This window comes from Alkalimonas cellulosilytica (assembly GCF_036325985.1).
Classification (GTDB): domain Bacteria; phylum Pseudomonadota; class Gammaproteobacteria; order Enterobacterales; family Alteromonadaceae; genus Alkalimonas; species Alkalimonas cellulosilytica.
Map to the genome: position 1 here is coordinate 39,297 of NZ_JAUHLI010000005.1, position 13,694 is coordinate 52,990.

Below are 13,694 nucleotides of genomic sequence, written 5' to 3' on the forward strand. Positions count from 1 at the left end.
CGAATGAATGTACTGGTAGTCGGCGGCGGTGGCCGCGAACATGCACTGGCCTGGAAAGCGGCCCAATCCCCTCTGGTCACAAAGGTTTTTGTGGCGCCCGGCAATGCCGGTACGGCGCTGGAGCCAGCCTTACACAATGTCGCCATCGCGGCGGATGATGTGGCCGCGCTGTTGGCTTTTGCCAAAGAGCAACAGGTTGAGCTAACCATCGTTGGGCCGGAAGCTCCGCTGGCCAAAGGCATTGTCGATGCATTTCGTGCCGACGACCTGGCCATCTTTGGTCCCAGCCAGGCAGCCGCCCAGTTGGAAAGCTCCAAAGCCTTCGCCAAAGACTTTTTGGCCCGCCATCAGATCCCAACCGCGGCTTATCAAACCTTTACCGAAATTACGCCAGCCAAAGCCTTTGTGCAACAGCTGGGGACACCCATTGTAATCAAAGCCGATGGCCTGGCCGCTGGTAAGGGCGTTATTATTGCCCAAACCGAGGCCGAGGCTTTTGCTGCGATTGAGGATATGCTGGCTGGCAACAAGTTTGGTGATGCCGGCAGCCGGGTGGTGATTGAAGAGTTCCTGACCGGGGAAGAAGCCTCCTTTATTGTGATGGTGGATGGCTGCCATGCGTTGCCCTTTGCCTCGTCACAGGACCATAAAGCCCGTGATGAAGGCGATAAAGGCCCGAATACGGGCGGCATGGGTGCCTACTCCCCTGCCCCAGTGGTGACCCCGGCCGTGCATGAATGGGTAATGCAACAAGTGATAGAGCCAACTGTGCGCGGTATGGCTGCTGAAGGCAACGTATTTACCGGATTTTTGTATGCAGGCCTGATGATAGCGCCGGATGGTACTGCCAAGGTACTGGAATTCAATTGCCGTTTTGGCGATCCGGAAACTCAGCCCATTATGATGCGATTGGAGTCAGATTTGGTAGCGCTGTGTCAGGCAGCCGTTCAAGGCAAGCTGGCGCAAAGCGAAATCCAGTTCAGCTCAGATGCAGCTGTGGGTGTGGTGCTGGCAGCAGGAGGCTACCCGGACAATTACGCCAAGGGCACAGAAATTCAGGGGCTTAGCACGGCAGACTCGGCCAAAGCCAAGGTCTTCCATGCCGGCACTGAGCTAAAAGATGGCAAAGTTGTCACCAATGGTGGCCGGGTACTCTGTGCCACGGCACTGGGTGAGAATGTCACTGCGGCGCAACAGGCAGCTTATCAATTGGCACAGCAAATCAGCTGGCAAGGTATGTTTTACCGCAAAGATATTGGCTACCGGGCTGTCGCCCGCGAGCAGGGCAGTAAAGCAAACTAATGACAACCAACCCGCTTCGGCGGGTTTTTATTCAGCACCGCCCAACCAAACTCTCAAAGCGAGCTCATGATGAAAACCCTCTACAGCTTTTGTTTTGCCCTTGCCAGCAGCCTGGCACTCAACAGTTGCGCCCAACCGGCTGCCGAGCTGTGCCAACTTCCTGTCACCCCTATCTCCAGCATTCAGGGTGAAGGAGAGCAAAGTCCTAAACTCGGCCAGACCGTGCTGACCCAGGGTGTGTTAACGGCTTACATCTACCCCGATACGCCACGAGCGGGCTGGTTGTTGCAACAAAGTGGGCCAGTAGCACTTCAAACAGCTTCCCAGGCACTCTTTTTGCCGGATGATGGCCGCCTTACCCAGTTGCAACTAGGCCAGTTGCTGGCCATACAGGGCCGGGTAGCGGAAATCGAACAACTGACCAGCCTGATTGATGTTGAGCTGCAAAGCTGCGGTCAGAGCCAGGCCAAACCGCTCCGTATACAACTACCGTTGCCTGAGCAGCTCAGTTGGGAGGCACTGGAAGGCATGTGGCTGCGCTTCGAACAGCCGCTGGTAGTCAACAGCACCTTTGGACTGGGTCGCTTTGGCGAGCTGACACTGGCCGATAAACGTTTATGGACCCCGACCCAGATCCATCTGCCAGGTGACGCCGCAAAGGCGCATGAGGCGCTGCAGGAGCGCCGTATGTTGGTGCTGGATGATGGTAGCCTGGAGCAAAACCCGGAGCCCTTGCCTTACCCGCCGTCGGGTTTAAGTGCCGAGCACAGTCTGCGCCTTGGCGATACGTTCAGTGGTGTTGAAGGCGTCCTGATTCAGGATCTGCGTGGTTACCGGCTGGTACCTACCCGCCAACCCGATTGGCAACCACAAAACCCAAGACCATCCCCTCCGGCACCACGCCAAAATGGTGAACTAAGGGTAGCCAGCTTTAATGTACTGAACTTCTTTACCGGGGCTGATCAGGATCCTCCCTTCCCAACCCGTCGCGGCGCCAGCAGTCAACTGGAGCTAGAACGGCAACAGGCTAAATTAACTGCCGCCATTCTGGCAATGGATGCTGATATTGTCGGGCTGATTGAGCTGGAAAATAATGGCTATGCTGATGGCAGTGCCATCGCCACTTTATTGACCGCCTTAAATGCAGCAACGGATCGCCCCTATGCCATGGTAAAAACGGCAGAACAACCCGGCAGTGATGTGATCAAAGTTGGGCTGATTTACCGGCCGGATGCCGTACAGCAAGCAGGTACCGCCGCCACCCAGCCACAGCCACCTTTTCATCAACTACACCGGGCACCGGTAGCACAGAGCTTTCTTGATTTGTCCTCACAGAAAATGCTGACAGTGAGCGTCAATCATTTCAAATCCAAGGGCGGCTGCCCCAGACGCGACCACCCGCAGTTTGCACAAATGCGTGATCAGGGCGATGGCCAGGCTTGCTGGAATGCGGCACGGTTGGAAGCAGCAGAGGCCCTGCATCACTGGTTAGAACAACAGCCAACCGGTATCACAACCCCTTACCAGTTGTTGATGGGTGATCTCAATGCCTACCGGATGGAAGATCCAATCCGCTTGCTGGAACACTTGGGCTGGCAGTATCTCGATGCCAATACAGAGGGGCCCTCCTACTCCTTTGTGTTTCGGGGCAAGAGCGGCTCGCTGGATCATGCTTTGGCCAGCCCGGCTTTCGCCGCACTGGAGCCACAGATTCAGCACTGGGCTATCAATGCCGATGAACCTGTTTTGCTGCAATACAGTCTGGAGTACAAAAGCCTGACGCAACAACAAAAGCTGTATGCACCATCACCGTACCGTTCATCGGATCATGATCCCATTATCCTGACCTTTCGAATGAACTAAGCAAACTAAGCCGGGCTAACCTCCCCAGATAGCCCGGCCTATCATGCTAAAAGCTGCCGCCATGCTCACCAGCCAGATAAGGGAGCGAACCGTCGCTGCATCGTACCAGTAACACAGCAAGTAGCCACAGCGACTGAGCACAAAAACCCACCCCAGCACCAGACTCAGTTGATCAGGGCCTCCAGCCAAACCTGTCGCCAGTACAGCACAGGCATAGATAAGCAGCGCTTCAAAGCTATTGTAATGTGCAGCATTGGCTCTTTGACCAAAGCCACTCAGCCTGGCTTGCTGCTGGCGCGGATTGTGGTTATCGTATCCTTCAGGTTCGCGATGCATCGCCACAACCAAAGGCGCCTTGGCCAGATAAGGCAGCAGCATTGCAATAAATAATGTGAGTAGCAAACTGGACATAGATCTCTCCCGCATTAAAACAACAAGGACTTTGCAACATGGTATCACGCGCCATAACGGCTAAATGGCTGGAACCTTCCACCGAACACGACAAGCGCTACCTCTGGGTGGATATTGCACTGATCCTGCTGATAGGCCTGAATATTATCGCGCTGATTTTGCAGTCCATCGAAGCAATCGACCAAACGTATCACCGTCACTTCTTCTATTTTGAACTGCTTTCTATCACCGTCTTTACGCTGGAATACGGCGCCCGGATCTGGAGCATTGTCGATGCACCGGAATACCAGCAGCAGGAGGGCAGCAACTGGCAAAAGCGCTGGCGCTATATCCGCTCACCGATGGCGATTATCGACTTGCTGGCCATTCTGCCGTTTTATCTCGGCTTTCTTATTGAACTGGATTTACGCTACCTGCGGGTCTTCCGCTTGCTTAGGGTGTTCAAACTCACCCGCTACTCCCGCGCCATGCAGTTATTGATGAATGTGTTTAAAGAAGAGCGCTTCTCCTTGTTCGCCGCCTTTGCCGTGCTCTTTATCATTATGCTGGTGGCCGCTTGTGCCATGTACTCGCTGGAAAAAGACATTCAGCCCGAGCATTTTAGCTCCATCCCGCAAGCCATGTGGTGGGCTTTGGTCACGCTGACCACGGTAGGCTATGGCGATGTCACCCCAGTGACTGACCTGGGTAAGCTGTTTGGTGGCCTGATCACCATCGTCGGTATTGGCATGGTAGCCTTGCCAGCTGGTATTCTGGCTTCCGGTTTCTCCGAGCAGTTATCCCGTCGCCGCCAGTTCTACCAGCTGGCACTGGATCAAGCCTATAAAGACGGGCAGTTGCTGCCCGGTGCCGCACCGATGCTGGATAAACTTCGCTCTGAACTGGGTGTCAGCCATACCGAAGCCCGCATCATGCAACAATTGATGGAAAAGCGCTATCAGGCGATGCATGTAACGGATCAGGATTAAATGAAAGCAACTTGCCTGAATGACACAGGTCTTATAAGGTATGGATCCAATACCATAGGGTGGGCTTGAAGTGTCCGATAAAAATCCAATCATCGCCATTACCGGCTCCTCGGGTGCCGGTACCAGTACCACCAGCAATGCGTTTCAGCATATTTTTCGCACTTTAGGCGTAGATGCTGCCTTTATCGAAGGCGATTGCTTTCATCGTTACAGCCGGCCGGAAATGGATTTAGCAGTACGTAAAGCGATGGAGCAAGGCAAGCACATCAGCTATTTTGGCCCTGAAGCGAATGATTTTGGTGCACTGGAAGATTTTTTTGCCAGCTACGGCAGCAATGGCAGTGGCCGTTATCGCAAGTACCTGCATACCTTTGAGGAGGCAGTGCCGTACAACCAGCTGCCCGGTACTTTTACCCCCTGGCAGGAGCTACGCCCCAATACCGATTTGCTGTTTTACGAAGGCCTGCATGGTGGCGCCGTCACCGAACAGCACAACGTAGCGCAGCATGTCGACCTGCTGATCGGCATGGTGCCGATTGTGAACTTAGAATGGATCCAGAAAATCATCCGCGATACCCATGATCGAGGCCACAGCCGTGAAGCGGTGATGTCCAGCATCGTGCGCAGCATGGACGATTACATCAACTTTATTACCCCGCAGTTTTCCCGCACCCACATCAACTTCCAACGGGTGCCTACGGTGGATACCTCCAACCCTTTTAGCGCCAAAGACATCCCGTCACTGGATGAAAGCTTTGTAGTGGTGCGCTTTCGCGGCATCAAGCACGTGGATTTCCCCTACTACCTGCAGATGATCCACGGCTCTTTTATGTCGCGGGTCAATACGTTGGTGGTACCGGGCGGCAAAATGGGCCTGGCAATGGAACTCATCTTAACGCCGCTGATTGAGAACCTGATGAAAAAGCGTGCCAATACCCGCGGACAATTGGATTGGTTGGGGCGCTGAGGCGCTTAAGAAAGCCCAAACGCTCTTAGCCGGCAAAAGAATAAATGATTAGAAATCAATGCAGTGAGTAAAAATTAAACATTTAGATTGCTGATTTTATTTATTAGAATTACACTCCGGAAAATTTATCCCGGAAATGGAAATTCTAATGATGAAAGCGTTAAATTTTTTCACCTTCCTTGCTGTGCTATTTCTCACTGCCTGTGGCGGTGGTGACAGTACCCCTCCCTCAGGTGGTGGCCAGACCGGAGGCAGCAACGATAAGCCGCCCTTCCTGATTGAAGCCGATTACCTGGATGCCTATGGTGCCATCGCGGTGAACCTGCCAGAGGGAATGCTGCAACTTGCTCATTACAGTCATACGTTGGTACACCAACAGGTTCCATTCGGGGATTTTCAAATCTGTAGCAATGGCGGTGGCCGTACTTTATCATTGAATCAAGCTCTGCCTATCACCTCCGGCACAGTTTTCACCGATACATTGGAAGACTGCTTTGTCGATACGCTTGACTCCATTTTAAATGGTGAAGTCAAGCTGACAATCAATCAACAAACCAGTACCGCCCTTGGGCATAGCTACTCGTTGGAGCTGGATCTTAGTAAGGTGGTATTTCGCGATTACCCGGAACTCACCGTCTTAGATACGGTGAGTATCACTTTAACCACCGAGCAACTGCTCAGTACGATTCAGGTACAACCCAAGCACAACCAGGTACGTTTTCGCTCCAGCGACGGTGACGTGTTTAGCCTGAGCCAGTTCCAATTGACCAGTGAGCTGGATCTGGCAACAGCTTTGTACCGCGTGGAGTATCAGGGACGAATCGCGCTCAATCACTTTAGCCGTGATTTGGCCGTCAAAGTGACCGAGCCCATTCAAGGCTTTTTGGGAGAATACCCGCATCAGGGGCAGATTGAGCTGAGCGACAGCCGTAACAATACATTGCAGCTTAGTGCCAATCAGGTGGTCGACTCTGAGCTGGTCAAGGTGCGACTGAACCAAGGACCAACAGATCTGTACTACTGGACTGCATTTACTGATGGTGCTTACTGGAATTGGCCTGGTTTATACAACCCTGGCTACGCACAGCGTTTTCGTCACGATAATTTTGAGTTTCTGGGTCTGGTGGGATCGCCAAACTTTGATGATTTTCCAAGCATGGGCACTCTGTCTTTTCTATTCTCTCGCCCGGTAAGCTCAATCGAAAGTTATGAACTAAACAGATTTTTTAATAATTGGGAATGGGGACAGCCGTCAGTGGCAGCCGAAATCACCATCGAAGGTGCTTTAGTGCATATTCGCCCCAGTATGGCACTCACCCCAGGCAAGAAGTACACCGTGCAGTCCTTTGAAGCAACAAGTGCCTTAGGGATAGAGCGATACGTTTACCTTTATCAACAGCTGACTGTCAGTACAGCAATACAAGCCGTAATCAGGAAAGATCAAGTCTCGGTAACACCGGGTTCCGAGCTAGCATTATCCGCTGCCAACTCGATGGTTGCTACGGGATTAACAGCGAACTACCATTGGCAGGAAATCACTGATTTTGGTATCACCTTCACGCAGAGCGACACTAAGGAAACCAGCATTCATATTCCCACAGAAAGCACGACTGGGATTATTCGGATCCGTTTGACGGTAGAGGATGAATTAGGCCGCCGCCATAGCACAGATGCAGAGCTGCTCCTGAAGGATATCAGCACCAATGTACTTTACTACAACAGTGACCAGGGTGATTGGATTGGTGCAGGGCAAACCCGCTTCCTGACCAATGAAACAGGCCAACTAACCACCTCTAGCTGGGATAAAAATAAGTTGACCGTACACTACTCAGGTACTGAACATAACCACTCCGTTTGGTGGTATTTGGATCTTGCTGCGCCTGAAGGAAATGACTTAACCCCCGGTCTCTATCAAAATGCAACCCGGGCTGCTTTTAAACCAGCAAATGGTAATGGATTGGATTTTTCTGGTAGCGGCCGTGGCTGCAACACCCTAACCGGTTCCTTTGAAATTTTTGAAATTCAGTTTACTGAGTTTACCAATGAATGGAATGAGCAGGAGTTTGAGGTCAGCACTTTGGCAGTAGACTTTACACAATATTGTGAAGGCGGAGAGCCTGCTTTACGTGGCAAAGTTCGCATCAACTCCAGTCACCCAATGTAGACGCAGAACTGATAAACAAAAACCGCTCAGTTTGAGCGGTTTTTTTATTGACTGATGATTACCTAGCTTACTTCACATCCGGCAAATTACGGCCATAGAAAATTTCGCGGATTTCTTTAAACACCTTGCTGCTGATTTCTTTCACCTGCTCTTTGCTCATCGAGTCGGTGCCAACACCGAACAGGTAGTTGTCCAGATCGCCTTGCTTTAGCATCATCTTGGTGTGAAACAGGTTTTCCTGGTACACGTTGACATCAATCATCTGAAACGCGTTTTTGGTTTCTTCATCCATAAAGTTCTGGATGGAGCTGATCGGGTGATCGATGTAATGCTTGGTACCGCTGACATCGCGGGTAAAACCACGTACCCGATAGTCAATGGTGACCACATCGGACTCAAAACTGTGGATCAGAAAGTTCAGCGCTTTCAATGGTGAAATAATACCGCAGGTCGATACTTCAATATCGGCACGGAAGGTACAGATGCCATCGTGCGGGTGCACTTCCGGGTAAGTGTGCACACAAATATGGCTCTTATCCAGATGCGCCACAACCGCCTCTGGCAACGGGCCTGGATTTTCCGAATTGTCCGGGTTTTCCAGTACCGGTTCTTCACTCACCAAAATGGTGACACTGGCACCTTGCGGGTCATAGTCCTGCCGGGCGATGTTCAGCACATTGGCACCTATGATATCCACTACTTCACACAAAATGTCGGTCAGTCGGTCGGCATTGTATTGCTCATCGATGTACTCGATGTATTCCTGCCGATGCTGCTCGGTTTTGGCGTAACAGATATCGTAGATGCTAAAGCTTAAGCTTTTGGTCAGATTGTTAAAGCCATGCAGCTTAATTTTCTCAAACGGATTGATCACTTAGTGTGCTCTCCACGACCGCTGCCTGTGGCAACAGTGGTTTGACGACAGGAAGTCAGTCGGCTTTCACCAACCCTTCCGCGGCTTTTACACTGTACGAATGCGAGACCTGGACACTTTTAGCCAGCATCAGCGACACCGAACAGTACTTATCGGCGGATAGCTCTACCGCCCTTGCCACCTGCTTGTCACTGAGGTTGACCCCTGTGACTTCAAAGTGCAGGTGCATCTTGGTAAACACCCGGGGAATGCTGTCAGCCCGCTCTGCAGTGAGCTTGACTTCACAGTGCAGCACCTGCTGGCGGGCTTTTTGCAAAATACTGACCACATCCACCGATGAACAGGCACCGGCAGACATCAGCAACATCTCCATTGGGCTTGGTGCTGTGCTTTGCTCTTTGTTGGCGTCGAACACCACCTGATGGCCGCTACCAGAGCAGCCGACGAAGGTCATTGAGTCCAGCCACTTTACGGACGCTTCCATCACAAAACCTCGGTATTACCACAAAGGGGGCATATTCTAGCGAAAACTTTGGCAAGCTGCCAGCGAAAGCAGTGAGGGAATTACTCAGTCAAACAGATCAGCCACAGCGTTATCGAACAAGTTTTTTATCAGCAGCGCCACTTCGCTAATAATTTCAGCCTGTTCTTCGGTCACCGGGTTCTCGAGCACACTGGACAGCACTTCCTGAAAGTCGTACACAATGCCGTCAACCTCACGGATAATAATGCTGCGGTGATTCATTTCCAGCTCGGTATGCTGGGTACAGAGGTGAATGATTTGTTCTGCGATGCACTCTTCTAACAACTCGCCGACGCTTTTGTTATCCGCTCTGGTTGTACCGGCCTGCTCAAACAAAGACAAATTCTCTGCCAGAAACTGGATCAAGTGCTCGTAGCCGGGTTTATCGATCACCATGGTCGCGATACTGCCTTAAGAGTGCTGTAGTTGCCTAACAGTTAAGCAAAATTTAGCCCAGAAAACAAATCGGGGCCAAAGCCCCGATCAAATTTTTTTCTGTGCCGGCTTTTAGTTAGAATTTCAGTCCGGGCGAAAGCTGCTCTGGCAACTGCACCTTCTCCAGTTCAACCGAGGCCACCGGGTAGGCGCAGTAATCCGCTGCGTAATAAGCACTGGCCCTATGATTGCCACTTTTGCCAATCCCACCAAAAGGCGCTGCCGAACTGGCACCGGTAATTGGACGGTTCCAATTCACAATACCGGCACGAATGCGGCGGAAAAAATGCTCATAGAGTTCAGCACTGTCACTCAGTAAACCAGCCGATAAGCCAAAGCTGGTGCGGTTGGCAGCATCGATAGCGGCATCAAAGTCGGTAAAGCGGAACACTTTCAGCAAGGGGCCAAAATGCTCATCATCCGGGAAATCCTGGATAAGGCTGCAATCAATAATACCAGGCGACACCAGGCCGGTGTCTGCTTGCAAATGCTTCATTTCCAGCAAGGAGCGACCGCCCATTTTTTGCAGCTGACTTTGTACATCCAACATGCCTTTAGCAGCAGCTACCGAAATCATCGAGCCCATAAATGGCTGATCGTCATCGTCGTACAAGCCGACCTTGATGTTGGCAGTCACATCCAGCAAACGTGCCAGAATACGATCGCCCTGCTCGGTCGCCGGCAAAAACAGTTTGCGGGCACAGGTACAACGCTGGCCAGCGGAGATAAACGCCGACTGGACAATATCATGCACCACAGCATCAATATCCGCTGCATCCTGCACGATCAGCGGGTTGTTGCCGCCCATCTCCAGCGCCAGAATTTTTTCTGGCCGGCCAGCAAATTGCTGGTGCAAAATGTGACCGGTACGGGAACTGCCGGTAAAGAACAAGCCATCGATATCATCATGGCTGGCCAGGGCTTTGCCGGTTTCCACTTCGCCTTGCAGCAAGCTGAGCACACCAGCCGGTAAGCCAGCCTGTTGCCATAGTTTTACCGTTAGTTCGGCGACTTTGGGTGTCAGTTCACTGGGTTTGAATAAAACGGTATTGCCCGCCAGTAAGGCCGGCACAATGTGGCCATTGGGTAAATGGCCCGGAAAGTTGTAAGGCCCAAACACTGCCACCACACCATGCGGCTTGTGGCGCAGGAAGGCTTTGCCTTGTGGCATCGGGTTTTCTTTGCTGCCGGTACGCTCCTGATAAGCACGCACGGAAATATCAATTTTGCCAATCATCGCCGCCACTTCGGTGCGGGTTTCCCACAAGGGTTTACCCGTCTCTTCCGCGATGCACGCTGCCAGCACTTCTTTTTTAGCCGTTAACTGCTCACCAAAGGCTTTGACAAAGCCTAAGCGCTCCTCAAAGCTGAGCTGTCCCCAGCTATACTGAGCAGCCCTGGCTGAAGCCACAGCCGCTTGTACCTGAGCAGCGGATGCCGTATTGCCTTGCCACACCTGTTGGTTCTTGGCTGGATCGATGGATACAAACGAATGGCCTTCACCAGCCACCCACTCGCCCTGAATAAACTGTACAGGATGTGTCATGCTACTCCCCTAAATTAGTTTCTGATCCAAAACTACTGTTTCAGAATGCAGGAATTAAATCCTGGTTAAACGAACCCAGTCACCGGTCTGAACCAGTAACCCTTCAGCGCAGGCTGCAGGCAGCACCACTTCATCGCTGTCTTCTGGCACAGCCAGCTCCAGCCAGGTAGCGCGAAAATTTTGCAGCTGCGTGTTGCACACCATATACGGCTGTCCTTTGGGCACATCACCAATGCGAACCTGCCGCTTTTCACTATCACGCGCCGACCGAATATGCTCCAGGTTGGCTTCGACCGTTGGGCCGGCGTCAAAAATATCCACATAGCCGCGATGCGAGAACCCTTCCGACTGCAGCAAAGAAATAGCGGGCCGGGTTTTACCGTGCACCTGGCCAATCACAGCCTGAGCTTCTTTGCTCAGCAGGCTGACATAAATTGGATACTTTGGCATCAGCTCGGCAATAAAGACTTTCTGACCAATACCGGTCAAATAGTCTGCCGTGGGGAAGTCTACTGAAAAAAAGTGCTCCTGTAACCATTGCCAGAATGGAGAGTTGCCATTTTCATCAGAAACCCCGCGCATTTCGGCAATGATCCGATCAGAGAACCGTTCACTGAACTCTTTTAAGAATAAAAACCGGAACTTGGACAGCAGCTTGCCGTTGTTCTTCTGCCGGCAGTTTTCCCGTAAAAACAGAGTACACAACTCACTGGCGCCGGTGTAATCGTTGCATAAAGTCAGAATGTCGACCGTTTTGTACACATTGAGCGAGCGCGAGCTATGCACCACTTTACCCAGATGATAATGATAAAATGCATCATCCAAACCAACCGCAGCCTCGAGCGCGCTGGTCCCCATCACCAGGCCGGTTTCCGTATTTTCCAATACGAACAAGTAGCCTTCATCACCCGGCGTCGTCACGGTCTTTAGAAACGAGCGCTCTGAACGGCTGATTTTACGCATCAAGAGCTCATCGTTGACCGGTAAGGAGGTAAAGCCATGGCCAGACTCTACCGCAATGTCGTACAAGGCAGCATAGTCATCGGCACGGATTGGGCGAATCACAATCATTGTCGCTTACTCCAATTAGGAACAGATAAAAGAGGCAGCCAGGCTGCCTCAGTGCTTCATTTCGACGTTTAAACGCCTTATTGCTTTTTTATCGATCAGGCCGCATTCACCACTTGGGCAACGGCTTTTTCAAAGCGATCCATGCCATCCTGAATATCCTGCTCAGTGATCACCAGCGATGGCGCAAAGCGCACTACATTGACCCCAGCAACCAACGCCATCAAGCCATGATCCGCCGCCGCCAGGAAGAAATCCCGAGCCCGCCCCTGGTACTGCTCATTCAGAACAGCGCCCAGCAACATCCCTTTACCACGCACTTCGCTAAACACCTGGTATTGTTCGTTAATCGCATCCAAGCGCTGCCGGAACAGTTGCTCTTTGGCCAAAACGCCCTGCAGTACTTCTGGTGTATTGATGGTATCAATCACCGCTTCAGCCACAGCGCAAGCCAGTGGGTTGCCGCCGTAGGTGGTACCATGGGTGCCAACTTTCAGATGCTTAGCAATCTCGGTGCTGGTGAGCATAGCACCAATCGGGAAGCCGCCGCCCAGTGATTTCGCGGTGGTCAGAATATCTGGTATGACACCGTAGTTCATGTAGGCATACAGCTGGCCGGTACGACCAACACCGGTTTGCACTTCATCCATCACCAGCAAGGCCTGGTGCTCATCGCAGAGTGCCCGAACACCAGCCAGGAACTCCTTAGTGGCAGGAATAATACCGCCCTCACCCTGAATAGGCTCCAGTACCACCGCACAGGTACGCTCACTGATTAAAGCTTTGACGCTATCCAGATTGTTAAATTCGGCATGAAGTACAGCCCCTGGCTTTGGACCAAAGCCATCGGAGTAACTGGCCTGGCCGCCAACCGTTACGGTAAAAAAGGTCCGGCCATGAAAGCTTTTGCTAAAAGAGATGATGTCTTGCTTGTGCTCGCCATGGGTATCCAGTGCCCAGCGCCGTGCCAGTTTAAAAGCGGCTTCATTGGCTTCGGCTCCGGAATTGGCAAAGAAGACTTTTTCAGCAAAGGTCTGTTGTACCAGCTTGCTGGCCAGGCGCAGTGCAGGTTCATTGGTGAGCACATTGCTTAAATGCCATAACTTACCAGCCTGCTCAGTTAAAGCGCTCACCATAGCCGGGTGGCAATGCCCCAAACTGCTGACTGCAATACCACCTGCAAAATCGACGTACTCACGGCCTTCCTGATCCCAAACCCGTGATCCCCGGCCTTTTACCGGAATCATTTTCGCCGGGGCATAGTTGGGGACCATCACGTCATCAAACAAACTGCGGGTGACCTGAATGTGTTCTGCCATTGATTGCTTACCTCTTTTGCTAGTGGCCTGGATGCAGTGTTCTACACTAAGACATCGCAACGTTGATAACGCATTATTGCAGAATATTTCAACGCTGTCTGCAGTGAGAAACGCAGCGAAGCCAATAAAAACAAGGGCTACAGATAGATTTGCACCGGGAGTGAATAACTAAGCAGGCACGATTCAGTGCAAATCAGGCAGACGGTTCAAACAAGCAAGAAACCATCCTTGCTGGCCAGAAAGCAGTAAGCTAC

The 13,694-nt window shown here is 51.8% G+C and carries 12 protein-coding genes; 5 read left to right on the top strand and 7 right to left on the bottom strand.

The features are described 5' to 3' along the window. Nucleotides 1-3 precede the first annotated feature (3 nt). Nucleotides 4-1,302 (top strand): phosphoribosylamine--glycine ligase, encoded by a 1,299-nt coding sequence (purD, locus tag QWY20_RS06015; protein WP_330128131.1) that lies wholly within the window; start codon nucleotides 4-6, stop codon nucleotides 1,300-1,302. 66 nt (nucleotides 1,303-1,368) lie between these two features. After that, nucleotides 1,369-3,165 carry an ExeM/NucH family extracellular endonuclease gene (locus QWY20_RS06020; RefSeq protein ID WP_330128132.1) on the top strand — a complete coding sequence of 599 codons (1,797 nt, stop codon included), beginning with the start codon at nucleotides 1,369-1,371 and terminating at the stop codon, nucleotides 3,163-3,165. 15 nt (nucleotides 3,166-3,180) lie between these two features. On the opposite strand, the gene QWY20_RS06025 is transcribed toward QWY20_RS06020, so the two are convergent. Then, nucleotides 3,181-3,576 carry an MAPEG family protein gene (locus QWY20_RS06025; RefSeq protein WP_330128133.1) on the bottom strand — a complete coding sequence of 132 codons (396 nt, stop codon included), beginning with the start codon at nucleotides 3,574-3,576 and terminating at the stop codon, nucleotides 3,181-3,183. Nucleotides 3,577-3,614: 38 nt separating this feature from the next. Between QWY20_RS06025 and QWY20_RS06030 the strand changes: the two genes are divergently transcribed. From QWY20_RS06030 to QWY20_RS06040, 3 genes are all read left to right on the top strand, one after another. Beyond that, the gene (locus QWY20_RS06030) at nucleotides 3,615-4,544 is read left to right on the top strand and encodes an ion transporter (protein WP_330128134.1); all 930 of its coding nucleotides are present in this window, start codon (nucleotides 3,615-3,617) and stop codon (nucleotides 4,542-4,544) included. 70 nt (nucleotides 4,545-4,614) lie between these two features. Then, on the top strand, nucleotides 4,615-5,511 hold the full coding sequence (locus QWY20_RS06035) for a phosphoribulokinase (protein ID WP_330128135.1): 897 nt from the start codon (nucleotides 4,615-4,617) through the stop codon (nucleotides 5,509-5,511). 148 nt (nucleotides 5,512-5,659) lie between these two features. After that, nucleotides 5,660-7,675 (top strand): hypothetical protein, encoded by a 2,016-nt coding sequence (locus tag QWY20_RS06040; protein WP_330128136.1) that lies wholly within the window; start codon nucleotides 5,660-5,662, stop codon nucleotides 7,673-7,675. A gap of 67 nt (nucleotides 7,676-7,742) precedes the next feature. On the opposite strand, the gene speD is transcribed toward QWY20_RS06040, so the two are convergent. The 6 genes from speD to QWY20_RS06070 all read right to left on the bottom strand — a co-directional run bounded on the left by speD (nucleotide 7,743) and on the right by QWY20_RS06070 (nucleotide 13,440). Then, nucleotides 7,743-8,549: an adenosylmethionine decarboxylase gene (gene speD, locus QWY20_RS06045; RefSeq protein ID WP_228612936.1), complete on the bottom strand. Its 807-nt coding sequence runs from the start codon at nucleotides 8,547-8,549 to the stop codon at nucleotides 7,743-7,745. A gap of 55 nt (nucleotides 8,550-8,604) precedes the next feature. Further along, nucleotides 8,605-9,033, bottom strand: a complete 429-nt coding sequence (locus tag QWY20_RS06050) for an OsmC family protein (protein ID WP_330128137.1) — start codon at nucleotides 9,031-9,033, stop codon at nucleotides 8,605-8,607. Nucleotides 9,034-9,117: 84 nt separating this feature from the next. Beyond that, nucleotides 9,118-9,468, bottom strand: a complete 351-nt coding sequence (locus tag QWY20_RS06055; protein ID WP_330128138.1) for a DUF3802 family protein — start codon at nucleotides 9,466-9,468, stop codon at nucleotides 9,118-9,120. Nucleotides 9,469-9,583: 115 nt separating this feature from the next. After that, nucleotides 9,584-11,053 carry a succinylglutamate-semialdehyde dehydrogenase gene (gene astD / locus QWY20_RS06060; RefSeq protein WP_330128139.1) on the bottom strand — a complete coding sequence of 490 codons (1,470 nt, stop codon included), beginning with the start codon at nucleotides 11,051-11,053 and terminating at the stop codon, nucleotides 9,584-9,586. Nucleotides 11,054-11,107: 54 nt separating this feature from the next. After that, the gene (gene astA, locus QWY20_RS06065; protein WP_330128140.1) at nucleotides 11,108-12,124 is read right to left on the bottom strand and encodes an arginine N-succinyltransferase; all 1,017 of its coding nucleotides are present in this window, start codon (nucleotides 12,122-12,124) and stop codon (nucleotides 11,108-11,110) included. 95 nt (nucleotides 12,125-12,219) lie between these two features. Then, on the bottom strand, nucleotides 12,220-13,440 hold the full coding sequence (locus QWY20_RS06070; RefSeq protein WP_330128141.1) for an aspartate aminotransferase family protein: 1,221 nt from the start codon (nucleotides 13,438-13,440) through the stop codon (nucleotides 12,220-12,222). Between the last annotated feature and the right edge of the window lie 254 nt (nucleotides 13,441-13,694).

What these genes read in the sequence shown, in the direction of transcription:
- QWY20_RS06025 (WP_330128133.1), bottom strand. Translation starts at nt 3,576, where the DNA reads ATGTCCAGTTTGCTACTCACATTATTTATTGCAATGCTGCTGCCTTAT.
- QWY20_RS06050 (WP_330128137.1), bottom strand. Translation starts at nt 9,033, where the DNA reads ATGGAAGCGTCCGTAAAGTGGCTGGACTCAATGACCTTCGTCGGCTGC.
- purD (WP_330128131.1), top strand. Translation starts at nt 4, where the DNA reads ATGAATGTACTGGTAGTCGGCGGCGGTGGCCGCGAACATGCACTGGCC.
- QWY20_RS06055 (WP_330128138.1), bottom strand. Translation starts at nt 9,468, where the DNA reads ATGGTGATCGATAAACCCGGCTACGAGCACTTGATCCAGTTTCTGGCA.
- QWY20_RS06030 (WP_330128134.1), top strand. Translation starts at nt 3,615, where the DNA reads ATGGTATCACGCGCCATAACGGCTAAATGGCTGGAACCTTCCACCGAA.
- QWY20_RS06040 (WP_330128136.1), top strand. Translation starts at nt 5,660, where the DNA reads ATGATGAAAGCGTTAAATTTTTTCACCTTCCTTGCTGTGCTATTTCTC.
- astA (WP_330128140.1), bottom strand. Translation starts at nt 12,124, where the DNA reads ATGATTGTGATTCGCCCAATCCGTGCCGATGACTATGCTGCCTTGTAC.
- astD (WP_330128139.1), bottom strand. Translation starts at nt 11,053, where the DNA reads ATGACACATCCTGTACAGTTTATTCAGGGCGAGTGGGTGGCTGGTGAA.
- QWY20_RS06070 (WP_330128141.1), bottom strand. Translation starts at nt 13,440, where the DNA reads ATGGCAGAACACATTCAGGTCACCCGCAGTTTGTTTGATGACGTGATG.
- QWY20_RS06020 (WP_330128132.1), top strand. Translation starts at nt 1,369, where the DNA reads ATGATGAAAACCCTCTACAGCTTTTGTTTTGCCCTTGCCAGCAGCCTG.